The organism is Vibrio sp. 10N.261.55.C5, assembly GCF_041470505.1.
Taxonomy (GTDB): Bacteria; Pseudomonadota; Gammaproteobacteria; order Enterobacterales; family Vibrionaceae; genus Vibrio; species Vibrio crassostreae_C.
Window position 1 is genome coordinate 88,352 of sequence record NZ_JBFRMS010000036.1, and the last position, 24,436, is coordinate 112,787.

21 protein-coding genes are annotated in these 24,436 nt (G+C 46.0%); 13 read left to right on the forward strand and 8 right to left on the reverse strand.

Annotated elements, in window-relative coordinates:
- Window positions 1-132: 132 nt before the first annotated feature.
- Entirely contained in the window at window positions 133-1,032 is a 900-nt protein-coding gene (gene metF, locus AB4263_RS14585) for a methylenetetrahydrofolate reductase (RefSeq protein ID WP_004729683.1), read from the forward strand.
- 124 nt (window positions 1,033-1,156) lie between these two features.
- Here metF and AB4263_RS14590 read toward each other — a convergent pair whose 3' ends face one another.
- From AB4263_RS14590 to argE, 3 genes are all read right to left on the reverse strand, one after another.
- Complete coding sequence (locus AB4263_RS14590) at window positions 1,157-1,696, reverse strand: PadR family transcriptional regulator (RefSeq protein ID WP_017061141.1); 540 nt, start codon at window positions 1,694-1,696, stop codon at window positions 1,157-1,159.
- A 348-nt stretch (window positions 1,697-2,044) separates the two neighbouring features.
- Window positions 2,045-4,681 (reverse strand): phosphoenolpyruvate carboxylase, encoded by a 2,637-nt coding sequence (gene ppc, locus AB4263_RS14595; protein ID WP_017063683.1) that lies wholly within the window; start codon window positions 4,679-4,681, stop codon window positions 2,045-2,047.
- Between the two features lie 252 nt (window positions 4,682-4,933).
- Window positions 4,934-6,070, reverse strand: coding sequence for an acetylornithine deacetylase (gene argE / locus AB4263_RS14600; RefSeq protein ID WP_372098417.1), 1,137 nt, complete (start codon window positions 6,068-6,070; stop codon window positions 4,934-4,936).
- 153 nt (window positions 6,071-6,223) lie between these two features.
- Between argE and argC the strand changes: the two genes are divergently transcribed.
- From argC to argH, 4 genes are all read left to right on the forward strand, one after another.
- Window positions 6,224-7,228, forward strand: coding sequence for an N-acetyl-gamma-glutamyl-phosphate reductase (gene argC / locus AB4263_RS14605; protein WP_017063685.1), 1,005 nt, complete (start codon window positions 6,224-6,226; stop codon window positions 7,226-7,228).
- 12 nt (window positions 7,229-7,240) lie between these two features.
- Window positions 7,241-8,029: an acetylglutamate kinase gene (gene argB, locus AB4263_RS14610; protein WP_017063686.1), complete on the forward strand. Its 789-nt coding sequence runs from the start codon at window positions 7,241-7,243 to the stop codon at window positions 8,027-8,029.
- A gap of 113 nt (window positions 8,030-8,142) precedes the next feature.
- Window positions 8,143-9,354 (forward strand): argininosuccinate synthase, encoded by a 1,212-nt coding sequence (locus tag AB4263_RS14615; protein ID WP_017061137.1) that lies wholly within the window; start codon window positions 8,143-8,145, stop codon window positions 9,352-9,354.
- Between the two features lie 347 nt (window positions 9,355-9,701).
- Window positions 9,702-11,576 carry an argininosuccinate lyase gene (gene argH / locus AB4263_RS14620; RefSeq protein WP_136981924.1) on the forward strand — a complete coding sequence of 625 codons (1,875 nt, stop codon included), beginning with the start codon at window positions 9,702-9,704 and terminating at the stop codon, window positions 11,574-11,576.
- Between the two features lie 255 nt (window positions 11,577-11,831).
- On the opposite strand, the gene AB4263_RS14625 is transcribed toward argH, so the two are convergent.
- A complete protein-coding gene (locus tag AB4263_RS14625; RefSeq protein ID WP_372098418.1) occupies window positions 11,832-12,080 on the reverse strand; it encodes a DUF3624 domain-containing protein in 249 nt (82 codons plus the stop codon).
- An 87-nt stretch (window positions 12,081-12,167) separates the two neighbouring features.
- Here AB4263_RS14625 and AB4263_RS14630 point away from each other — a divergent pair, with 87 nt between their 5' ends.
- Window positions 12,168-12,515, forward strand: a complete 348-nt coding sequence (locus tag AB4263_RS14630) for a RidA family protein (protein ID WP_004729674.1) — start codon at window positions 12,168-12,170, stop codon at window positions 12,513-12,515.
- 323 nt (window positions 12,516-12,838) lie between these two features.
- Here the strand turns inward: AB4263_RS14630 and AB4263_RS14635 are convergent, their stop codons facing one another.
- The 3 genes from AB4263_RS14635 to AB4263_RS14645 all read right to left on the reverse strand — a co-directional run bounded on the left by AB4263_RS14635 (window position 12,839) and on the right by AB4263_RS14645 (window position 15,532).
- Window positions 12,839-14,305 (reverse strand): dihydrolipoyl dehydrogenase, encoded by a 1,467-nt coding sequence (locus AB4263_RS14635; RefSeq protein WP_372098419.1) that lies wholly within the window; start codon window positions 14,303-14,305, stop codon window positions 12,839-12,841.
- A gap of 274 nt (window positions 14,306-14,579) precedes the next feature.
- Window positions 14,580-15,308 carry a glutathione peroxidase gene (locus AB4263_RS14640; RefSeq protein WP_017061133.1) on the reverse strand — a complete coding sequence of 243 codons (729 nt, stop codon included), beginning with the start codon at window positions 15,306-15,308 and terminating at the stop codon, window positions 14,580-14,582.
- A 44-nt stretch (window positions 15,309-15,352) separates the two neighbouring features.
- Window positions 15,353-15,532 carry a hypothetical protein gene (locus AB4263_RS14645; protein WP_017068839.1) on the reverse strand — a complete coding sequence of 60 codons (180 nt, stop codon included), beginning with the start codon at window positions 15,530-15,532 and terminating at the stop codon, window positions 15,353-15,355.
- Here AB4263_RS14645 and oxyR point away from each other — a divergent pair.
- Entirely contained in the window at window positions 15,531-16,424 is an 894-nt protein-coding gene (gene oxyR, locus AB4263_RS14650; RefSeq protein WP_017061132.1) for a DNA-binding transcriptional regulator OxyR, read from the forward strand. The two genes, AB4263_RS14645 and oxyR, sit on opposite strands and share 2 nt — an antisense overlap.
- 111 nt (window positions 16,425-16,535) lie before the next feature.
- Here oxyR and AB4263_RS14655 read toward each other — a convergent pair whose 3' ends face one another.
- Window positions 16,536-19,097 (reverse strand): penicillin-binding protein 1A, encoded by a 2,562-nt coding sequence (locus AB4263_RS14655; protein WP_372098420.1) that lies wholly within the window; start codon window positions 19,095-19,097, stop codon window positions 16,536-16,538.
- A 151-nt stretch (window positions 19,098-19,248) separates the two neighbouring features.
- Here AB4263_RS14655 and pilM point away from each other — a divergent pair, with 151 nt between their 5' ends.
- The 6 genes from pilM to aroK all read left to right on the forward strand — a co-directional run bounded on the left by pilM (window position 19,249) and on the right by aroK (window position 24,433).
- Window positions 19,249-20,274 carry a type IV pilus assembly protein PilM gene (gene pilM, locus AB4263_RS14660; protein WP_372098421.1) on the forward strand — a complete coding sequence of 342 codons (1,026 nt, stop codon included), beginning with the start codon at window positions 19,249-19,251 and terminating at the stop codon, window positions 20,272-20,274.
- Window positions 20,258-20,857 carry a PilN domain-containing protein gene (locus AB4263_RS14665; protein WP_017061129.1) on the forward strand — a complete coding sequence of 200 codons (600 nt, stop codon included), beginning with the start codon at window positions 20,258-20,260 and terminating at the stop codon, window positions 20,855-20,857. The genes pilM and AB4263_RS14665 overlap by 17 nt, the downstream gene beginning before the upstream one ends.
- Entirely contained in the window at window positions 20,850-21,479 is a 630-nt protein-coding gene (locus AB4263_RS14670; RefSeq protein WP_372098422.1) for a type 4a pilus biogenesis protein PilO, read from the forward strand. The genes AB4263_RS14665 and AB4263_RS14670 overlap by 8 nt, the downstream gene beginning before the upstream one ends.
- A complete protein-coding gene (locus AB4263_RS14675) occupies window positions 21,466-21,984 on the forward strand; it encodes a pilus assembly protein PilP (RefSeq protein WP_372098435.1) in 519 nt (172 codons plus the stop codon). Before AB4263_RS14670 ends, AB4263_RS14675 begins: the two co-directional genes overlap by 14 nt.
- A 35-nt stretch (window positions 21,985-22,019) precedes the next feature.
- Window positions 22,020-23,738: a type IV pilus secretin PilQ gene (locus AB4263_RS14680; RefSeq protein ID WP_137001068.1), complete on the forward strand. Its 1,719-nt coding sequence runs from the start codon at window positions 22,020-22,022 to the stop codon at window positions 23,736-23,738.
- Between the two features lie 176 nt (window positions 23,739-23,914).
- Window positions 23,915-24,433, forward strand: a complete 519-nt coding sequence (gene aroK / locus AB4263_RS14685) for a shikimate kinase AroK (RefSeq protein WP_017061125.1) — start codon at window positions 23,915-23,917, stop codon at window positions 24,431-24,433.
- Window positions 24,434-24,436: the final 3 nt, after the last annotated feature.

Genomic DNA, 24,436 nt, shown 5'->3' on the forward strand with positions numbered 1-24,436 from the left:
TACTTGAGAAAAATTCATAATGGATCTGTTGACATTAAATCGTATTCAATACATTCTACAGACATATAGACGTCTAAACGTCGTTTAAGGATTTGAGTTTTTAGTGGTTGCTTTTGCCACAGGGAGAGTAAGATGGGATACACACACGCTAGTCATATCGACGCTTTAAATCAGAATATCGCTGAGCTTTCTGACAACATCAATGTGTCATTTGAGTTTTTTCCACCGAGCAGTGAGAAGATGGAAGAGACCCTGTGGAACTCTGTTCACCGCCTTAAAACACTTCAACCAAAATTTGTATCGGTAACTTACGGTGCAAACTCGGGTGAACGTGACCGTACCCACTCAATCATTAAAGAAATTAAAAACCAAACCGGCCTAGTGGCTGCACCGCACCTAACGTGTATTGATGCAAGCCGTGAAGAGCTGATTCAAATTGCCGACGATTACTGGGCAAATGGTATCGAGAGTATTGTTGCGCTACGTGGTGATATTCCAGCAGGCGGCGGCGCGCCAGAGATGTACGCATCTGACCTAGTCGAGCTACTTAAATCTCGCCACGATTTTGATATCTCAGTAGCGGCATTCCCTGAGGTTCACCCTGAAGCAAAAAGCGCTCAATCTGATCTTATTAACCTAAAGCGTAAAGTGGATGCGGGTGCCAACCGTGCCATCACTCAGTTCTTCTTTGATGTAGAGAGCTACCTACGCTTTCGTGACCGCTGTGTAGCGGCTGGCGTTGATGTTGAGATTGTACCGGGCATTCTGCCGGTTTCTAACTTCAAGCAAGCATCTCGCTTTGCTGCGATGAACAACGTAAAAGTACCGGGCTGGATGGCGAAGCAGTTTGAAGGTTTGGATGATGATCCAACGACTCGTCAGCTTGTTGGTGCTAGCCAAGCAATTGATATGGTTCGTACACTGAGCCGTGAAGGTGTGAAAGACTTCCACTTCTACACGCTAAACCGTGCAGAAATGACTTATGCACTTTGCCATACGCTAGGTGTTCGTCCGCAAGTCGCTGCGCTGTAAGAAAAGTCTAAGAAGTAAAGCCTAAGCACTTGTAAAAAGCCTCTGGCAGTAACATTTCAAATCCTATAGATACAAAAAAGGCTTGGACTCATAGAGTTCAAGCCTTTTGCTTTTCTAGCTTAACTTAAGCTAGAGCGCCAAGTTCAAGCAGTACTTCTTCAGCCCATACAATCCATGCTTCACGGATAAGTAGGTTACGACGAAGTGTTAGACGCTCAAGGCGTGCTTGCTTGTCTAGTGTCGATGGCGTTGCGTAGTAAGCTGCTTCGATTTCACGGTAGTGAGAAACCAGTTTGCGAGACTCTTCTACTAGCTCAGCAAGTTGTACACGGTAAGCGTCAGAAGGTTGTACAGCACAAGCCATTAGCTTAGCTGAGAACTCGTCACGAACGGTTGGGTGTGCAGTTGGTTGTTCAAACCATTCACCTAGCGCGCCACGGCCAGCATCAGTGATAGAGTAAACTTTACGATCAGGTTTGCCTTCTTGAGGCTCAAGCACGCAAGTTACCTGGTCGTTCTGAGCCATTTTATTTAGCTCGCGGTAAACTTGTTGATGGCTAGCTTTCCAGAAGTAACCAATGCTTGCGGAGAATTCTTTTGTGATATCGTAACCAGTAGCATCGCGTGTACTTAAAACGGTTAGAATTACGTGTGGTAATGACATGTCTGAAATCCAAATGGTAAACAGTAAACAAATACTTAAACAACAAGTGTGCTTCTAATGGCACGTTATATTGGTTATGTCTAAGTAGCACCAACTCATCGGTTGGTTATGTCACCTTACAAAGCCGTTTATCACCTAGGTTGACCAGTTTATTGGTCAAGATGCTGCAGATTATTTTTTGGAGTGTTTCCGCAGCGGAGCAGTAGTATATCTAAATAATAAGCATAAAGTAGAATACATGGACAAAATAACCCAAAAAACTGACAAAAAACTCAGTATTGCTTATTTTGTGAAATAAAAAGGTCGCACTAGGCGACCTTTTGTCTGTTGAATGGTAGGAATCACTAATTAACCAGTGTTTCGCATGCCTGCTGCAATGCCTGCAATCGTCACCATTAGCGCTTCTTCAAGCTCTGCTGGTGGTGTTTCACACTTACGAGTACGGTAAAGCAGTTCAGCTTGAAGCATGTTTAGTGGCTCAACGTAGATGTTACGTAGGCGGATTGACTCAAGTCCCCAAGGGTCGCTCTGCATTAGGTTCTCGTTGTTCTCAACATTTAGCACGGCTTTGATGTCTTTTTGCAGCTGTTCACGCAGTAACTCACCTAATGGTAATAGCTCTTCGTCAACAAGGCGTTGGTCGTAGTACTTAGCGATTTCCATGTTGCACTTCGAGTACACCATTTCCAACATACCGAGACGGGTAGAGAAGAACGGCCACTCGCGACACATCTCTTCGAGCAGGGCTTGATGGCCTTGATCTACAGAGTACTGAATCGCTTCACCAGCGCCTAACCATGCAGGCAGTACCAAACGGTTTTGGCTCCAAGAGAAGATCCATGGAATCGCACGTAGGCTTTCTACGCCGCCGTTCGGGTTACGTTTCGCAGGGCGAGAGCCAAGAGGCAGTTTACCTAGCTCCAGTTCAGGTGTCGCTTGACGGAAGTAAGGTACGAATTTCTCTTCGCCACGAACCACGTTGCGGTAAGCCTCACAAGATACTTGAGATAGCACTTCCATTAGGTCGCGCCACTCTTGTTTTGGCTCAGGTGGCGGCAGAAGGTTCGCCTCTAGAATCGCGCTTGCGTAAAGGTTGAAGCTGTTTACAGCAACGTCTGGTAAGCCAAGTTTAAAGCGGATCATTTCGCCTTGCTCTGTTACACGTAAACCGCCTTTCAAGCTCTTAGGTGGCTGAGAAAGAAGAGCAGCGTGCGCCGGAGCACCACCACGACCAACCGTACCGCCACGACCGTGGAATAGAGTCAGTTCAATGCCTTCTTCATCACAAACCTTAACCAGTTTGTCCATTGCATCATATTGAGCCCAACCTGCAGACATTACGCCCGCATCTTTCGCTGAGTCAGAGTATCCGATCATCACCATTTGGTGGTTCTGGATAAAGCCACGGTACAAGTCGATGCTCATTAGCTGTTTCATTACTGCTTCTGAGTTGTTCAAGTCGTCTAGCGTTTCGAACAGTGGACACACGTCCATGCGATACGGGCAACCACACTCTTGCAGCAGCAAGTGAACAGCCAGTACATCCGATGCAGTACGAGCCATAGAAATCACGTAAGCGCCGAAGGCTTCACGAGGTTGAGCAGCGATGACCTTACAGGTGTCTAAAACCTCTTTAACCTGTTCAGATGGCTCCCAATCACGAGGAAGTAGTGGGCGCTTAGAGCTTAATTCATTGGTTAAGAAAGCAATCTTGTCTTGCTCGCTCCACTGGTCGTAGTCGCCAATGCCTAGGTAGCGAGTCAGTTCAGACAGCACATCTGAGTGACGTGTACTTTCTTGACGAACATCGAGACGAACTAGGTGTACACCGAATGCTTTTAGGCGGCGCAGAGTATCAAGCAGAGAACCGTCTGCGATTACGCCCATGCCACATTCGTGCAGCGATTGGTAACATGCGTAAAGCGGTGTCCAAAGTTGGTCGATGTTCTGTAGTGTTTCTTTCTTCGGTACTTCAGCATCATGCAGTTTTGCATCGAGCACTTCTAACGTGTTGTTCAGCAGAGTACGTAGGCTCTTTAGGATTGCTCGGTAAGCTTCATGCTCATCACCCGCTAGTTCACGAACGGCATCATTACACTTAGTCATCGATAGTTCGGTAATCAGCTCGTTTACGTCACCTAGGTAAAGGTCAGCGGCTTTCCAGCGAGATAGGCGCAGTACTTCTTTGGTGATGGTGTGCGTTACGAATGGGTTACCATCGCGATCACCGCCCATCCAAGATGAGAAGTGTACCGGGCGCGCATCAATTGGTAGACCTTCACCAAGGTAGCCTTTTAGTCGGCCGTCCATTTCACGTAGGAAATCTGGTACAGCTTCCCAAAGTGAGTTTTCAACAACCGCAAAGCCCCATTTCGCTTCATCAAGTGGCGTTGGGCGTTGTTGACGAATCACATCTGAGTGCCAACCTTGAGCGATCAGTTGCTCTAGGCGGCGTTCGGTTTTCACGCGCTCTTTGTGTGATAGGTCGCTTAATTCTAATTTAGACAGACACTCGTTGATCTTAACTAGCTTGTTGATCATGGTGCGACGAGTGATTTCTGTTGGGTGTGCAGTCAGAACGAGTTCAATGTTCAGGTCGCGAACGGCTTGAGCCGCGTCTAGCTTGCTGATGTCATTCTGGTTTAATTTGGAAAATAGAGATTGCAGCACGTCTGGTTCACAAACATGCTCCTCACAGTGGCGAGAGATGGTGTGGTACTGCTCTGCCATGTTGGTGAGGTTGAGAAATTGGTTAAATGCACGAGCAACAGGAGTGAGTTGTTCGTTCGGCAGGTTTTTGATTTCTTCAACTAGGCTGTCACGGTCAGCTTTGTTGCCTGCGCGGGCGGATTTGGAAAGTTTACGGATAGTCTCCACTTTCTCTAAGATAACGTCACCATGTGCATCTTGGATTGTGTTACCTAGCAAGCGTCCCAGCATGCTTACGTTACTCTTGAGAGCGGCGTATTTCTCGTTCATTGTCATCCTGCCTCGTAAAAAAATTACATCCATTGTTCCTTGTTAAGTACACAATCTAGCGAAAAGTGCTGTATCTAGTCAAATAAAGCATTCTAAGTTTGCAATTATTAGTTTTCGAAATGCGGGAGAAGTAAATTTCCCAATAGTTCGGAATTAAAGTGAAATTTAATTACAAGATCAGGCTGTGTCTGGGATAACAGAATAAAAGCCACCTTTTCGGGTAGCTTTTATACGAAAATATTGGAAGAAAAGTAATAACTAGAAACAATATTTGCGGATCGACTTACTCAGAACATCAATCGTTGGATCGATAAAATCGAAGCTTAGGAACTCATCTGGTTGGTGAGCTTGGTCGATTGAGCCTGGACCCAGCACTAAGGTTGGGCAAAGTTCTTGAAGGAAAGGTGCTTCTGTACAGTAGTTCACGGTTTGTGATTCAGTTTCGCAAACTGATTCCATGCCACCGATAAATGGATGGTCATGTTGGCACTCGTAACCCGGGATAGGTTCGTGCAGTGGCGTAATCTCAATTCTGCCCGGCCATTTTGCTTCTACTTCTTTGAGTGCGCTGCGCAGCATGTTATCCAAACCATCTAAGCTGATACCCGGTAAAGGACGTACATCGTAGTGCAGCTCACAGCAACCACAGATACGGTTCGCGCTGTCGCCACCGTGAATATGGCCAAGGTTTAGAGTGGGGCTTGGAATTGCGAAACCCGGGTGGTGATACTCTTTGACTAGCTTGTCACGCAGTTGCATTAAAGCGAACAACACTTCATGCATGATCTCGATGGCGTTGACACCTAATGCAGGATCAGAAGAGTGACCTGATTTACCCGTTACTCGCACAGCGTTAGCAACATGGCCTTTATGGCCACGAATCGGCACAAGGCTGGTTGGCTCACCAATAATGCAGTAATCCGGTTTAAACGGTGCATTTTCAGTGAAATGACGCGCACCCAGCATGGTGGTCTCTTCGTCACAGGTTGCCAATACATATAGCGGCTTGGTCTGTTTGCTCCAATCCATCTTCTTTGCCGCTTCATAAACGAAAGCGAAAAAGCCTTTCATATCGGCTGTGCCTAATCCATAGAAGCGATTGTTGTGTTCTGTTAGTGCGTGAGGGGCGAAGTTCCAACGTCCTTCATCAAATGGCACTGTGTCGCTGTGTCCTGCGAGTAGCAAGCCACCTTCGCCCGATCCCATCTTAGCGACCATATTATGCTTGCCGGGTTCGACTTCCACGACTTCAACGCTAAAGCCTGCGTCTTTAAACCATTGAGCCATTTTTTCGATCACTTTCTCGTTGCCATGATCCCAGCTTGGATCGGTCGAGCTAATAGAGTCTGTGGAAATTAGGCCTTTGTAGACCTCAAGAAAACTCGGTAATTGCATAATAACTTCACTTCTACTATTGACAGGAAAACCATAAGTCGGTAAAACACATATTAAATCATATTTAATGCATAAGAAATCAAATAAAGCTAAAAATTAAGTATGAATAGTCAAATTTGAAATGTAACTTACCTCAAAAATGGATGTGTTGAGATGTTGAAAACCACGATCATTGGCGCAAGCGGCTACACAGGAGCAGAACTGGCTCTAATGATAAACAGACACCCTGAGCTCACGCTATCAGGTTTATATGTCTCAGCCAATAGTGTAGACGCAGGTAAACCTATTGCGGCACTGCACGGTAAGTTAGCTGGTTTGATTGATATGCCAGTACAACCTTTAACAAATCCGGAAGAAGTAGCTAAACAGTCTGATGTGATTTTCTTAGCAACGGCACACGAGGTTAGTCACGACCTAGCGCCAATCTTTCTAGAGAACGATTGCCAAGTCTTCGACCTATCGGGAGCATTCAGAGTTAAAGGCGAAAACTTCTATCAAGAGTTTTACGGTTTTGAACATCAACACGAACAATGGCTAGACAAAGCGGCTTACGGTTTAGCGGAATGGAACGAACAAGAAATTAAAGAAGCTCAGCTTGTCGCTGTCGCGGGTTGTTACCCAACGGCATCACAACTGGCGATTAAACCTTTGGTTGAAGCCAAGTTACTGGATGAAAACCAATGGCCAGTGATTAACGCGACTAGCGGTGTGACTGGTGCAGGCCGCAAGGCGACGATGGTTAACAGCTTCTGCGAAGTAAGCCTGCAAGCTTATGGCGTCTTCAATCACCGTCATCAACCTGAAATGGCTGCACATTTAGGATGTGATGTGATTTTCACTCCACACCTCGGCAACTTTAAGCGCGGTATTTTAGCGACCATCACCATGAAACTGGCTGAAGGCGTGACAGAACAACAGATACAAGATGCCTTTGAACAAGCTTACCAAGGTAAACCTGCAGTGAGACTACTCGAAGAGACACTGCCAAGAATTCAAGATGTAGAACAGACACCTTTCTGCGACTTAGGTTGGAAGGTTCAAGGTCAACACATCATCGTTGTTTCAGCGATTGATAACTTATTAAAGGGTGCATCTAGCCAAGCGATGCAGTGTTTAAATTTACGTTATGGTTTTGCGCCATTAACTGCGTTAGTGTAAGGAAATCTAGATATGAGCCTTAATAATCAACCATTAATCATAAAGTTAGGTGGCGCAGCGCTATCTTGTGGTGAAACACTTAGCAAGTTATTTGGTGCTATCTCTGCTTACCAACAACAGGCACAACGACCAATCGTGATTGTTCACGGTGGCGGTTACCTTGTTGATGATTTGATGAATAAGTTGAATCTAGAAACCGTTAAGAAAGAAGGGCTACGTGTTACTCCTTATGATCAGATCCCTGTGATCGCAGGTGCACTAGCGGGCACGGCCAACAAACTACTTCAAGGTCAGGCAATTAAAGACGGTATCAATGCTGTTGGTTTAAGCCTAGCAGACGGTGGTTTATGCAAAGTGAGCGAACTGAACCCTGAACTGGGCGCGGTAGGAAAAGCGGAGCCGGGCGACTCAACCGTTCTGCAAGCGATTCTTAATGCGGGCGCACTGCCAATCATTAGCTCAATTGGTCTTACTGAGCAAGGTCAACTGATGAACGTCAATGCCGACCAAGCTGCGGTTGCCGTTGCGGGCGCACTTGATGCTGAACTGGTACTGCTTTCTGATGTAAGTGGTGTGTTGGATGGCAAAGGCCACCTCATTCCAAGTCTTAATCAACAGCAAGCCGATGACCTTATTGCCGGCAAAGTGATTACCGACGGCATGATCGTTAAGGTTCAAGCTGCACTAGAAGCCGCTAACGACCTTGGACGACCAATCGAAGTTGCCACTTGGCGATACCCAGAAAAGCTAACACAACTATTTTCAGGTAAAAGCATAGGAACACAGTTTTTACCTCAGTAGGTCTCACAACGAGTCACTACTTAAAGAATTTAGACAAATTAAATAAACATATAATTATGAAGTCATTTCCAACGCTGACCGCCATGTGCAGTATGGAAACTAGGAGAAAGAAAATGAGCAAAGTTAACGTAAAGAAAGTTGTAGTAGCCTACTCTGGCGGTCTAGACACATCAGTAATCATTCCATGGTTGAAAGAGAACTATGACTGTGAAGTGGTTGCGTTTGTTGCGGATGTTGGTCAAGGCGACGAAGAGTTGATTGGTATCGAAGAGAAAGCAAAAGCTTCTGGTGCATCTGAGTGTTACATCGCAGACCTTAAAGAAGAGATGGTTGCTGACTACATCTACCCAACGCTGAAAACGGGCGCTTACTACGAAGGTAAATACCTACTAGGTACGTCGATGGCGCGTCCAATCATCGCGAAAGCACAGGTTGAAGTCGCACGTAAAGTAGGTGCAGACGCACTGTGTCACGGCTGTACTGGTAAAGGTAATGACCAAGTTCGTTTTGAAGGCGCATTTGCTGCACTAGCACCTGATCTACACGTAATTGCACCATGGCGTGAATGGGATCTAGTGAGTCGTGAAGAGTGTCTAGATTACCTGGCTGAGCGTAACATCCCTTGTACGGCTTCTCTTACTAAGATTTACTCGCGTGATGCAAACGCATGGCACATCTCAACAGAAGGCGGCGTTCTAGAAAACACATGGAATGCACCTAACGAAGATTGCTGGGCTTGGACTGTAGACCCTGAGCAAGCGCCAAACGAATCTGAAACAGTGACGCTTAAAGTTGAAAAAGGCGAAGTGGTTGCGGTTGATGGCGAAACAATGACGCCATACAACGCACTGGTTTACCTAAACGAGAAAGGTGCTAAGCACGGTGTTGGTCGTATCGATATCGTAGAGAACCGTCTTGTTGGCATGAAGTCTCGTGGTTGTTACGAAACTCCGGGTGGCACAATCATGATGGAAGCACTGCGTGCAGTAGAGCAACTGGTTCTTGATAAAGCGGCATTCGAATTCCGTGAAGAGCTCGGTGTTAAGGCTTCTCACCTTGTATACGATGGTCGTTGGTTCACTCCACTATGTAAGTCAATCCTTGCCGCGACAGAAGAGCTAGCACAAGACGTGAATGGTGAAGTGGTTATCAAGCTTTACAAAGGCCATGCAACGGTGACTCAGAAGCGTTCTGACAACAGCCTGTACTCAGAAGAGTTTGCAACCTTTGGTGAAGATGAAGTTTACGACCAAAGCCATGCTGAAGGCTTCATCCGCCTTTACTCGCTATCAAGCCGTATCCGTGCTTTGAATAGCCAAAAGTAATCCTAACAATGAGTTAGTGAGCTAGCCTTTGATGAAAGATTGAAGGTTAGTAAACAGACATTATTATGCAAAGCCCATTCACTATTGATTAGTGAGTGGGCTTTTTACTTTCTATTTGCCTAATAAATCAGCTTCGGTTTTTCCTATCGGATGGCATATAATTCGCGCTCCACGCTAAAAATAATCAATGGATTGAACTGTTGGTGAATAAATATGTGAAAATAATGAATTAATACTTTATTTTCATTTTGAATTGCCGTAAGTTTAAACCATCAGAAAAATACTGAATCTTAATCAGAATTATCATTTGCAAAAACAGTGAGCACTGTGCAATTAGGAGATACACAATGGCATTATGGGGCGGTAGATTTACCCAAGCAGCAGACACCCGGTTCAAAGATTTTAACGATTCTCTTCGTTTTGATTACCGATTGGCTGAGCAAGACATTGTGGGCTCAATTGCCTGGTCTAAAGCTCTACTGTCGGTCAACGTATTAACAGAAGAAGAGCAACAGAAGCTTGAGTTAGCGCTGAATGAGCTAAAACTTGAGGTGATGGAAGATCCTGAACAGATTCTACGTTCTGATGCAGAAGATATTCACAGCTGGGTTGAGCAGCAACTTATCGGCAAAGTCGGTGACTTGGGCAAAAAACTTCACACTGGCCGTTCTCGTAACGACCAAGTGGCGACAGACCTGAAACTATGGTGTCGTCAGCAAGGTAACCAACTGCTACTGGCATTGGATCGCCTACAAAGCCAAATGGTGAACGTTGCTTCTCAGCATCAAGAAACCGTGCTTCCTGGCTACACTCACTTACAACGTGCTCAGCCGGTAACTTTTGCTCACTGGTGCTTGGCTTACGTTGAAATGCTTGAGCGTGATTATTCACGTTTGAATGATGCGATTAAGCGTCTAGACACATGTCCGCTGGGTTCTGGTGCCCTTGCTGGAACAGCTTACCCGATGGACCGTGAAGAGTTAGCTCACAACTTAGGTTTCCGTCGTGCAACGCGCAACTCTCTAGATTCAGTTTCTGACCGCGACCATGTGATGGAGCTAATGTCGATTGCTTCTATCTCTATGCTTCACCTTTCGCGTCTTGCAGAAGATATGATTTTCTACAACTCAGGTGAATCAAACTTCATCGAGTTAGCGGATACCGTGACGTCAGGTTCATCTCTGATGCCACAAAAGAAAAACCCAGATGCGCTAGAGCTTATCCGTGGCAAAACTGGCCGTGTTTACGGTTCATTAGCGGCAATGATGATGACAGTAAAAGCTCTGCCTTTGGCGTACAACAAAGACATGCAAGAAGATAAAGAAGGTCTGTTCGACGCTTTAGATACTTGGAATGACTGTATGGAAATGGCGGCGCTGTGTTTTGACGGCATCAAAGTGAACGGCGAGCGTACACTTGAAGCAGCGAAGCAAGGTTATGCAAACTCTACGGAGCTAGCTGACTACCTAGTAGCGAAAGGTATTCCTTTCCGTGAAGCTCACCATATTGTCGGTGTAACCGTCGTTGCGGCGATTGCGAAAGGCTGTGCACTAGAAGAGTTAACCATCGCAGAGATGAAAGAGTTCTCTGAGGTGATAGAAGAGGATGTGTACGACATCCTGACCATTGAATCGTGTCTTGAAAAACGTAGTGCGCTAGGTGGTGTATCACCGAAGCAAGTAGCTTACGCGGTTGACCAAGCTGAGAAGCGTTTGGCACAGCGTGATACCTCCATCGTTAAGGTTCGTCCTGCTCGTTTGACTGACATTGAAGCGTTGGAAGGCATGGTCGCTTACTGGGCGAACATGGGTGAAAACCTACCTCGTTCTCGTAATGAGCTGGTGCGTGATATCGGCTCCTTCGCCGTCGCAGAACATCATGGTGAAGTGACAGGTTGTGCATCACTCTATGTGTATGACTCTGGCTTAGCGGAAATACGTTCACTGGGCGTTGAAGCCGGTTGGCAAGGTCAAGGGCAGGGTACCGCGATTGTGCAGCACTTGGTTGAGAAAGCACGCCAAATGGCTATCAAGAAGGTGTTTGTACTGACTCGTACGCCTGAGTTCTTTATGAAGCATGACTTCTTACCAACATCGAAATCTCTGCTACCTGAGAAGGTACTGAAAGATTGCGACCAGTGTCCTCGTCAACATGCGTGTGATGAAGTGGCTTTGGAGGTGAACTTGGTCGAGCAGATTATTGCTAAGGTGAATGTTGCATAAGGCATTGATTTTATGGTCCCTAAAAAAAAGATCAAAAATCCGATCTTTTTTGGGAACAAACTAAGAAAAGCCCGGTCTATTAAAGTACCACTGCTTTTTCTTAGAATTTTCTAAGAAAGCCCCAAAACCGATTGGTTTTGGGGCTTTTTTCTATCTGCTGTTCGGGAAATGACAATAGCTCGAAAATTATGATGAATTATCGGATTGTTTAGCCCTGTCTCTAATCACTACTCTTTATCCAATAAAGACTTCTAGCTAACGTTTTTTGCCCTTTAACGGTAGCACCACAAACTTCATGACCCAATGCAACGACAGCAAGCCACTGAACGCGAAAGCGGCCATCATCAACGCGATGGCATTGATGGTTTTTGGGTCTTCTCTGAAAAACAGCCACCATACTCCCCAACTCAAAATCGACAACACCATCAGCTGATTCATGCAACGCTGGCAGCGACCGAGTTGGTTACGGATTTTTTCACTTTTATTGCAATGAATGCATGTCATCTTGGGTTTGATTCGCGTTATGCTTGTTGCCCTGATAATAACATGTCACAAGATATTGGATCACGGTGACACAGAGAGAGAAAGTCGATGATTGAGCGCCAAGAAACCAAGCAACGTATGAGCCGTATTGTTAAACACAACGGTACTATCTACCTATGTGGCCAAGTTTGTGCAGATGCAACTAAAGACATCACTGAACAAACTCAAACCATGTTAGATAAAGTAGAAGCGCTACTTGAGCAAGCAGGCAGCGACAAAGAGCACATGCTGTCAGCAACGATTTACTTGAAAGACATGAAAGACTTCCAAGAAATGAACGCAGTTTGGGATGCATGGGTTCCAGAAGGCCACGCTCCAGCTCGCGCATGTGTGACAGGCGACATGGCTCGCGAAGCGCTACTTGTTGAGATCTCTGTGATTGCTGCTGAGAAGTAATTGCTTAAAGCTTTTAGTGACGCAATGGCTTCAAGAGATTCCAGATACCTCGTCCCTCGGTTCTGGAATGACGAGTTTAGTTTTGGTTTAGCTGATGCGTCACTTTGATTTGCTTCAGTTTAGACGCGTTTTGAAAAGCACCGTTATTCTGGTTAGCTTCGCCTAGACGTGTATGAAAATTGCTGTCATTCCCGAGAGCGACGAAGGAGCGTAATCGGGAATCTATAGTTTACTCGTTGCCAAAAACAAAAAGGAAAGCCAATGGCTTTCCTTTTTAGTATCTAACGTTTGTTAACTGCTAATTGACTGGCGCTAGTCTGAGATTAACAGCCCGGGCCACAATCCAGACAGTGTTTCACCATCTCTGGACCTAGGTGCAGTTTCGCATTCAGGTCACGTAGGGCAGTTCGCACACCCTCTTCGATTACTGGGTGGTAGAACGGCATGTCTAGCATCTCAGAAACCGTCATCTTGTTCTGGTGTGCCCATGCTAACAAGTGAGCCAAGTGTTCTGCGTTTGGTCCCATCATCTCAGCACCAAGGAAGCGGCCTGTACCTTGCTCGCCGTATACGTGCAGAATACCTTTGTTGCGCAGCATCACTCGAGAACGACCTTGGTTTTCGAAAGACACTTCACCCGTTGCGAAACAGCCACATGTGCCCAAGCGTGTGGTGATCTCTTTGTAGGTTTCACCAACCATCGCGATTTGCGGGTCAGAGAATACTGCCGAGATTTTAGAGCGGCGTAGGCCTGCACGAATCTCTGGGAAGCGACCTGCATTGTCACCCGCAATACGAGCTTGGTCTGCTGCTTCATGCAGTAGAGGCAGTTGGTTACTCGCATCACCAGCGATAAATATTGATGGTAGTGATGTTTGTAGCGTGTAGTGGTCTGCGATTGGAACACCACGCTCATCAAGCTCTAGAGAGGTATTCTCTAAACCAAGTTTGTCAGTGTTAGGGCGACGACCTGTTGCTGCTAGTACGTATTCAACGACGTTAGTTTCTAATTCACCTTGTTTATTGATGAACTGGATTTCGACACGTGGCTCACCCGATTCAGTGGTAATGCGCTTCATGCTTTCGATTTTCACGTCGGCATCGAGATAGAACTCTTCATTGAAAGCTTTATCTGCATAAACCATGATCTCTGGATCAGTTACTGGGCCAACTTGACCACCCAAACCGAACAGTTTGGTCTTCACACCTAAGCGGTGCAGTGACTGACCAAGCTCAAGACCAATAACACCAGGGCCAAATACCGCAACCGATTCTGGTAAATCATCCCAGCTGAACACGTCGTCGTTAATGATCAGGCGATCGCCAAGCTCATTCCAAACGGCAGGGTATGCAGGGCGAGAACCGGTCGCGATAACAATACGCTTAGCGGTGACAACCGTGTGGTCATCAATTTGTAGTGTGTTGTCATCTAAGAACTTTGCGTAGCCAGAGATCTTGTCTTGCTCTGGGATTTCATCAACACCTTCTAAAACAAAACCAACAAAACGGTCACGCTCAAACTTCACTCGGTCCATCACTTCACGGCCGTTAATCACGATATCACCTTGTGGGTGAACGCCAAAAGCCGGAGCTTTCTCGATTTGGTGTACGCTTTCCGCAGCTGCAATAAGCAGTTTAGATGGCATACAACCAACACGAGCACAGGTTGTACCGTAAGGGCCACCTTCAATCATCACGACACTGTCAGTGTGTGCTTTTGCAGCGCGGTAAGAACCTAAACCTGCCGTACCGCCCCCGATAACTGCTACATCTACATTGACTTGTTTCATAATAATTTTCTCGCAATGGCTAAATTTGGTTTGAACGAACCCCTCCAACTCTGATGATTTTTTGAGAGTCAGGATTGCGGGTCAGTTTTGTGATTCTGTTTTATTAGGTTTAGCTTGTGACTCTGCTTTTATTGCTAACTATAGGTTAGTAAAAGACAGGCGAGTCACCAGCTATATTCTTTTTCCCAAAACTCAGATAAGAGTGTTTGGAATAGCTAACCCACAAGAGGGTGGGTTAGCTGATACTTCTAAGCCTATATCGGCGATGAAGCGATTAGCCTAGGAAAGTTTCTAGTTCTTCACTACCACCGATGTGTTTGCCACCGATGAATACTTGAGGAACGGTAGTGCGACCAGAGATTGCACGTAGGCTTACTGTTGTTGCATCTTTACCTAGAACCACTTCTTCGTAGTTCAGACCTTTGTCGATTAGGTTCTGTTTTGCTTTCATACAGAAAGGACAGCCTGGCTTAGTGAATACTGTGATTGACTCTTGCTCTTTGTGCTCAGGAGCAAGGTAGTTCAGCATAGTGTCTGCATCAGAAACCTTGAACGGGTCGCCTGGTACGTCTTCTTCGATGAACATTTTTTCTACCACGCCGTTTTTAACCAGCATGCTGTAGCGCCATGAACGTTTGCCGAAGCCGATGTCGTTTTTCTCAACTAGCATACCCATGCCGTCTGTGAAATCACCGTTACCATCAGGGATGAATGTGATGTTTTCCGCTTCTTGGTCTGCTTTCCATGCGTTCATTACGAACGTGTCGTTTACAGAAACACAAAGGATGTCATCAACGCCGTTTTCTTTGAACACTGAATGTAGTTCGTTGTAACGAGGTAGGTGGCTTGAAGAACATGTTGGCGTAAACGCGCCTGGTAGGCTGAATACGATAACTGTCTTGTCTTTGAAAAGCTCTTCTGTCGTTACGTTAACCCATGCATCGCCTTGGCGAGTTGGGAATGTTACTTGAGGGATTGATTGACCTTCTTTAGATGCAAACATATTGATTTCCTTAAATAGTATTTTTAATTTTGTTCTATTAGAGCTTAACGTTTTTCGTTGCTCTGTTTCGTTTTGTTGAGCCCATTATTAGATAAATTCTTTGATAGCTCTAATCGTTTGATGTTATGGTTTTGATAGGTAAATTCTATCAAGAGCATTTTTCTTTTAAATGTTTCTATGAAACCCCTTGTTCTTATTAAAACCTGAGGTAAGAGACTGATCATGAATATTCGTGACTTTGAATACTTGGTGGCGCTCGCAGAGCATAAACACTTCCGAAAAGCGGCAGAAGCGTGCTTTGTCAGTCAGCCGACACTAAGCGGTCAAATACGCAAACTCGAAGATGAAATTGGACTTCAGTTAACCGAGCGTAGTCCAAGGAAGGTGATATTTACAGAATCAGGGTTACAACTTGTTGAACAAGCCAAGCGTATTCTCAATGAAGTGAAAACTTTTAAAGATATGGCGAGTGGACACGGTGAAGCGATGACGGGGCCAATGCACATTGGTTTTATTCCAACCGTGGGGCCTTACATCTTGCCTAAGATTGTTCCTCATCTAAAAGAGAGCTTCCCAGATCTTGAGCTTTACCTGCATGAAGCTCAGACCCATCAGTTAGTGAGTCAACTTGAAGACGGCAAGCTTGATTGCTTGGTACTGGCTGCGGTTGATGAAACGGCGGTGTTTAAAGAGATTGATGTGTATGACGAGCCGTTAAGTGTTGCCGTTCCATGTGACCACGAGTGGGCTCAACAAGACACTGTCGATATGCTGCAGCTAAATGGACAAACCGTACTGGCGCTAGGTGACGGTCACTGTTTAAGAGACCAAGCCTTGGGTTTCTGTTTTGCTGCGGGCGCCAAAGATGATGAGCGCTTTAAGGCGACTAGCTTAGAAACGCTGCGTAACATGGTTGCGGCGGGGGCGGGTATTACCTTGCTTCCTCAGTTATCGGTGCCGAAAGAGAAGCAGAAAGACGGTGTGTGTTACGTACCTGCTGTGAATCCAACACCTTCACGTCGCATTGTTGTTGCCTACCGTCCGGGCTCTCCATTGAAGGGACGTTTCGAGCAATTGGCTGAGACGATTCGAACTCAACTGGAGAAGACGGCTTAGCGCTTGAATTTAGAGCCTAGTCTGGTCAGATATAGATATAAAAAAAAGGTTGATATGAATGCATATCAACCCTTTTTGTTGGTTCATGTTACTAGGTTCTACAAACCTTAGTTAGAACAGTTCTTCTACTGCTTCACCTGATGAGGTTGAGTAGATGTCATCATTGAAACGTTCAGTGATGTACTCGGTTGGCTCTGTGCCTTTCTCGAAGTACTCGAACATTGATGAGCTATCGAACTTGTTGGTCAGTAAGCCAGTTTCACGGTCGATACGAACACGGACGATGTTCTCAGGAATCTCTTTACGCTCAGCAGGAACACCCGCTAACGCCGTACCCATGAAATCAACCCATGCAGGTTCTGCTGTTTTCGCGCCAGCTTCTGCACCAGTAATCTGATTTTTACCAAGGTTCGAGTTCGCTTTAGTACGGCCTAGGTTTCGGTTGTGGTTATCAAAACCAACCCATACCGTAGCCACCATGCCAGGGCCGTAGCCGCTGTACCAAGTATCTTTAGAATCGTTGGTGGTACCCGTTTTTCCGCCAATGTCACGACGCTTCAACGGTTGTGCACGCCAACCAGTACCGTTCCAACCAGTGCCAGCGCTCCAATCACCGCCACCCCAGATGTTGCTGTACATCATTTCACGAACAAGGAATGCGTTCTGTTCAGAGATAACTTGAGGTGCGTATTGTACTTTGGCATCCACATCTTGCTCTGCAAACTCATCAGCCATTGGGTCTGAGGTCATTTGCTGTTGGCAATCGTCTTTACAAACCACTTTTGGTGTCGCTTCAAATTCAGTCTCACCAAATGGTGTCTCAATGCGACTGATGTAGAAAGGTTCAACGTAGTAGCCGCCATTAGCGAATACTGAGTAACCTTGAGCTACTTTCATTGGCGTTAAGCTACCCGCACCCAGAGCAATGGTTTCAGAGCGCGGAACTTCATCAATATCAAAGCCAAATCGAGTTAGGTAGTTACGAGTATCATCTAGACCTACTTCGCGCAGTACACGTACCGCCATTACGTTTTTAGACTGAGCTAAGCCAATACGTAAACGAGTTGGACCCACGTAAGTCGGTGGCGAGTTCTTTGGTCGCCATGCGGTACCTTGGCTCTTATCCCATTGGTTAATCGGTGCATCGTTGATCAGTGAGGCTAGCGTTAAGCCTTTCTCAATCGCTGCTGAGTAGATAAAGGGTTTGATACCAGAACCCACCTGACGAATAGATTGCGTTGCACGGTTGAACTTGTTGTGGACAAAGTTAAAGCCACCGACCATCGACAATACCGCGCCGTTGTTCGGGTTCATTGCAACAAATGCGGTGTTCGCATTAGGTACTTGGCTAAGTCGCCATACAACTGGTGTTTCTGATTCTGCAGTCGCTGACTCTTCTGTCGGCTCTTCAGAGACTTCATCGCCTGTAACGGCTTCATGGCGAACCCAGATTTGTTCACCAACAGCTAGAATCTCTTTTGCTTGAGAAGGCGCTGGTCCTTGGCGGTTATCCGTTAGGAATTTGCGTGCCCAGTTCATACCTTGCCATTCGATAGTGCCTTTACCTTGGTTCTTAACCCAAATTTGCGCACTTTTCGAATTAACTGCGGTAACAACAGCAGGGACTAGGTCACCATAGGTTGGTTGAGACTTAAGGTGTTTAACGATTTGTTCTTGATCCCACGCTGATTGCGCAGTCTGCCACAATACTTTTTCAGCGCCACGGTAGCCATGACGCTCATCGTAGCCAAGTAGGTTCTTAATTGCGGCTTGGTTCGCTGCTTTTTGCAGTTTCGAATCAACAGTCGTGTAGACCTTCATGCCTGATGTATAAGCTTCTTCACCGTAGCGTTCCACCATCCAAGCACGTGCAACTTCTGCAACATACGGCGCGCTCAGTTCGATCTCTGCACCGTGGTATTTCGAGATAAGCTCTTCGCTACGAGCGTCATCGAACTCTGCTTGAGTGATGTATTTCTCGTCTAACATACGACGCAATACAACGTTACGACGGTTAGTCGCGCGCTCAACAGAGTAAATAGGGTTCATTGTCGAAGGTGCTTTTGGCATACCCGCAAGGGTCGCAATTTCACTCAGCGTGAGATCAGGAAGATCTTTACCGAAGTAAACACGTGCTGCCGCGCCAAAACCATACGAACGGTGACCAAGGAAGATCTTGTTGACGTAAAGCTCCATGATCTCTTCTTTACTAAGAAGTTGCTCAATGTGGATCGCAATGAAGATCTCTTTGATCTTACGCATAATCTTTTTCTCATTAGATAAGAAGAAGTTACGCGCAAGCTGCTGAGTAATGGTACTAGCACCTTGTTTGGCTGAACCCGACATTGCAACCACGAGTGCTGCACGTGTGATACCGATTGGGTCAATACCTGGGTGTTCATAGAAACGGCTATCTTCGGTGGCAATCAGAGCCTCAACTAAGTGGCGAGGAATCTCGTCATAAGTGACTGGATTACGACGCTTTTCACCAAATTGAGAGATCAGCTTACCGTCTTGACTGAAGACTTGCATCGGCGTTTGGAGTTCTACGTCGCGCAAAGTGGCAACATCAGGCAACTCTGGTTTTACGTAAAAATAAAACCCGAAAATTGTACTGACTCCAAGAATCATGCAAATCAATGTAAATATGAATAATCGCTTTATGAACTTCACCGGATAATCCCTGATTAGTTAAGGCTGATAAGCAGCAAACCCTTGTACTCTAGGCTAAAAACTTAGCTTTCGTTTATTAACGCTTATTTAACTAATAATCACAACCCCTAGATAATCAACGAAATGCTTGGCACTTCAGGAGCTAGGTCACATGGGTTCATCATTAATTACAGGTATAGATATAAATCATCACAGCATCAAAGCCGTGGTACTAAAACCCGTGGGGGAGTTGTATGCCCTAGTGGGATACAAAGAGCTGCCGATTTCGGACGACATTTTTACAGCTAACCATACTTTGGAGTATCAGAAAACTGTTAAGAAACTTAAAGAACTTAGGAAAGGACTGCCTTTTGGCTGTCGCAACGTCGCCATTTCGGTACCTGATAACACGGTGATCAGCAAAGTACTGCAAATAGAGAGTGAGTTAGAAGACAGAGAAAAAGAGTTTTCTATCTATCAAACCTTCGCCCATCAATCTCCCTTTCCTATCGAGGAGCTGAGTTTAGATTTTGTAAAGCTGGAAGACAAACGATTTGGTAAAGGTTCGACAAGCAGTTATCAGGTATACGCCACTCGTAAAGAAGTTGTGGATAGCCGAGCGGATGCATTAACCAAGGCTGGCTTCAAACCTGTGGTGGTGGATACACAGGCGCATGGGCTACTTAATATCTGGCAATTGGCCTCGCGCCTGTATCCCGATAAGAAAAACTGGTTGCTAGTGGATGTTGGAATCGACCAAACCTCGCTAGGGGTTATCCCGCAGAATTCGGCGCCTTTCTATAAAGACATCGCCTTTGGCACTCAAGATCTTCGCAGCTCAGATGACCCGAGTGATATCGAGAGCGTGTTCGGTACTATGGAAGAGACACATCAATTCATTGTTAACCTGATTGAGAAGCTCAAGCGTCAATTGCAGCTCTATTCATCGGGAAATGCGCAGCAACCTATCTCAGGGATTTGGTTGATGGGCGAGGGCGCCAGCATCCCTATGGTAACCGAAGAGCTAGAACGCCATTTTCAGTTGAGCTGCGAGTCATTGAATCCTTTGTCTTTATTTGAGAATAAGGTCGCCAAGAGACGCCAACTGCCGATTGACTGGCAACACTTTGGTATCGCGGCGGGTATGGCGATGAGTGGGCTCAAGTGGCAGGGAGAGAAGCATGTTGCATCAAATTAACCTGCTGCCGTGGCGTGATGAGATTCGTGCTCAGCACAAGAAGCGTTTTATCCATCTGGTCATTCTTGGCGTCATCATTGCGCTTATAGGGCAATGGGCGGTTGGTCACTATTTTCACGATCAACAAGCCAAGCAGCAAGCTCGCCTCAATTACCTCAATCAGTACATTGCTGAGCTCGACCGACAAATTCAGTCGTTAAAAGTCGCAGAGCAAGAACACAAAGCCATTCTGACTCGACTTGATGTGGTTGAGTCGCTGCAGCTTGGCCGTAATAAGACCACCGACTTCATGAACTTGATGCCGGAGCTGATTCCAGAGGGTGTCTATGTCGACAAGATAAAGATGAATGGTCAGGAGATTGAAATGTCGGGCATCAGCGACAGCACTGCTCGTCTCGCCACCATGTTGGACAACCTCGAACGTTCAGATTCTTTGAAAGGGGTCGAGATGCACTCTATCGTTCATAACCGCAAGCGCTTCAATAAAGAGTTTCAGACCTTCAAGGTCTCTTTTGTGTTTAGCCCTGTGTCTTTAGAAAACACAACCGCGAGCAGAAAAGATAAGGGGGCGCATCATGGCTAACCTTCAAAATAGGATTAGTAGGCAAAACAGGATGAGCTTGCAAGATCTCGATGTTGATGAGATCACCGAATGGCCATTGTTGCCTCAGCTTCTCGTGATTCTGGTGTTGATGGTGTTAATCCAAGGTGCAGGCACTTGGCTGTATCTGCTGCCGCTCGACGATGAACTGCAACAGATGAAGCAACAAGAACAAACCTTAAAGACGACCTTGCGAATAAAGGCCAACAAGGTTGCAGCCTTGCCTAAATTGCAGAGTCAGCTGGATGAACTAACCAGTCGCTACGATTACCTGTTAGAGCAGCTGCCTGTTCAAAAAGAGCTAGCAAGTATGTTGGCGTCTGTGAATGAACTCGGCTTGGATAATTCGCTGACCTTTACTCGAATCGATTGGGGACAAAAACAGAACAAGGAGTTTCTCTATCGATTGCCTCTCAATATAGAGCTGACAGGTGACTATCACGAGATTGGTGACTTCTCTGCTGCCATCGCCAAGCTGCCGCGTATTATTAGCTTTGATGATGTGAATTGGCAGCGAGTCAGTCAAGAAAGTAGCACGCTGCACTTTAGGGTTCGAGCTTATACCTACCAGTTTAAATCGGAGGTTAATGATGAAACCCAATAGCGCGTTTTACTCAATCGTATTGATACTTGCGTTGTCAGGCTGCAAAGCTAATCAAGACTCACTGCAAGATTTTGTGGCGCAGGTTGAAGCCAAGGCGAGAAAAGATGTCGAGCAACTTGTCCCAGCAACTGAATTCACGGCGGCGACTTATCAGCGCCGATCTTTGCGTCCTCCCTTTGAACTGCCTAAAGAAGCCATTGTGCAAAACCAACCCTTGGTTAAGAAAGACTGTTGGCAACCCAGCGCCCGTTCTCGTAATGGCAAGTTAGAGAAGTACCCGCTGAGTAAGCTTCGTTTAAGAGGCGTGATGGGCAGTGGCTCAACCGTGTTTGGCTTAGTGCAAACACCCAAAGGCAACGTGGTAAACGTCAAGAAAGGCCAGTTTATCGGCTTAAACAATGGCCGAGTTACTAAGGTGACGAGCCAATACGTTCAGATTAATGAAACTCTTCCAGATGGCTTAGGTTGTTGGCATAAGCGCAACGTTAGGCTGGCTCTGAAGTAAACCAATGTCACATGATGTGGATATGAGATGTAAATATGATTAAAGGAATAAGTGGATTAGTGAGCAAGGCTCTACAAGGTTTTGCTGTGTCTGTGATGTTGGTTGTTAGCGTGCTCAGCCATGCCGAGAGCTTACCGAACAAATTGGAGAATATTGATTTTAGGGTCAATAAGGATAAAGACGCCGTCATCATTATTGAGCTGGCGACCAGCACAGCAGTGGTGGATGTTCAACGAGCTCAGGAAGGGTTAAGTATCGAGCTAATCAATACTCAAGTTGATGATGACAAGCTCTACCTGCTGGATGTGAAGGATTTCGCTACCTTGGTTGAAGGCATTGAAGTCTATAAAGAGACACCAAGCACTCGGCTTCTAGCGACGATTAGCAATGACTATCAGTATGAATACAACCTAAAGGGGCGCTTTATTGAGGTGGTGATCAGCAAACCGGTGCTCGATGAAGCGACCAAAGAAAAAAGCGTTCTAGAGAAAGAGGGCAAGCTGATATCGATTAACTTCCAGGATATCCCGGTACGAAATGTAATGCAACTGATTGCAGATTACAACGACTTCAATCTCGTGGTGTCTGATTCGGTAGCCGGAAACCTGACGTTACGCTTAGATGGCGTACCTTGGCAGCAAGTTCTCGACATTATCTTGCAAGTTAAAGGCTTGGATAAGCGTGTTGATGGCAATGTTATCTTGGTCGCGCCGAAAGCGGAGCTCGACCTTCGAGAGCAACAAGCGTTAGAGAAATCGCGCTTAGAAGAGGAGTTAGGGGAGCTTAAATCGGAAATCATCAAGATTAACTTTGCTAAAGCCACCGACATCGCTGACATGATTGGAGGTGAAGGTGCGGTCAGCATGTTGTCCGATCGTGGTTCGATTACCATTGATGAGCGCACCAACTCACTGCTCATTCGTGAATTGGAAGAAAACATTGCCGTGATCCGAGGCATCATTGAATCGTTAGACATTCCCGTGAAGCAGGTACAGATAGAGGCACGTATTGTCACGGTCACTGAGGGTAATCTTGATGAGCTTGGCGTGCGCTGGGGCGTTTCCTCAACCAACGGAAGCTTCACCGTTGGTGGCTCAATCGAAGGTAACCACCCATCAGCGATTACGCCGTATGACGACGATAGCGGCAGCAGCGTGATTGATGACTATCTCAACGTCAATTTAGGGGCAACATCGCCGAACGCCTCGAGTATTGCGTTTCAGGTGGCCAAACTGGGTTCAGATACCTTACTCGATCTTGAACTGTCGGCACTGCAACAAGAGTCAAAAGCTGAAATCATTTCTAGTCCACGCTTAATCACCACCAATAAAAAGCCGGCTTATATTGAGCAAGGTACTGAAATTCCTTACTTAGAGTCATCTTCAAGTGGCGCTACGTCGGTTGCATTTAAGAAAGCCGTGTTGAGTCTTAAGGTGACACCGCAGATCACGCCCGATAATCGTTTGGTATTGGATTTGAGCGTGACTCAAGATAGGCCAGGGCAAGTGGTAAAAACTGGAACCGGTGAAGCGGTCGCCATTGATACGCAAAGAATAGGTACGCAAGTGCTTGTTAATAATGGTGAAACTGTCGTGCTTGGCGGGATATTTCAGCACAGCGTGAGCAGTACAGTGGATAAAGTTCCTCTGTTGGGGGACCTGCCAGTTTTGGGCGCATTGTTCCGTCGCAGCTATGAAAATGTGGGTAAAAGTGAACTACTTATTTTTGTCACACCCAAAGTTGTGATTCAGTAATGAACAATTAGATTAAAAATAAAGTTGCATTAGTGGCACCTAACCTTGATAATTTCGGGTCTTATCACGAATTATCTGTGAGGAATCGGTGCCACGGGCCTTTTAATTTCAGTACTTGTACTGACCTACCTTGTGGCGATGTCATTGAATTAACGTTGTAAATTACTGCTAAAAACATGGCTGAGAAACGCAATATTTTTCTTGTTGGCCCAATGGGCGCCGGCAAAAGTACAATTGGTAGACACCTAGCTTCCCAACTTCATATGGAGTTTCTAGACTCTGACACTGTGATCGAAGAGCGCACTGGCGCAGACATCGCATGGGTTTTTGATGTTGAGGGCGAAGAAGGTTTCCGTAAGCGCGAAGAATCTGTAATCAATGATCTGACAGAAGAACAAGGTATTGTTCTTGCGACAGGTGGTGGTTCAGTGTTGAGCAAAGAAAACCGTAACCGTCTATCTGCACGAGGCATTGTTGTATACCTAGAGACAACAATTGAAAAGCAACTTGCTCGCACTAACCGCGACAAGAAACGCCCTCTACTTCAAACAGACAACCCGCGTGATGTGCTAGAAGATCTAGCTGTATCTCGCAACGCACTATACGAAGAAGTGGCGGACTACACAGTTCGTACTGACGACCAAAGTGCAAAAGTGGTAGCCAACCAGATCGTAAAAATGCTAGAAGAACGTTAAGTT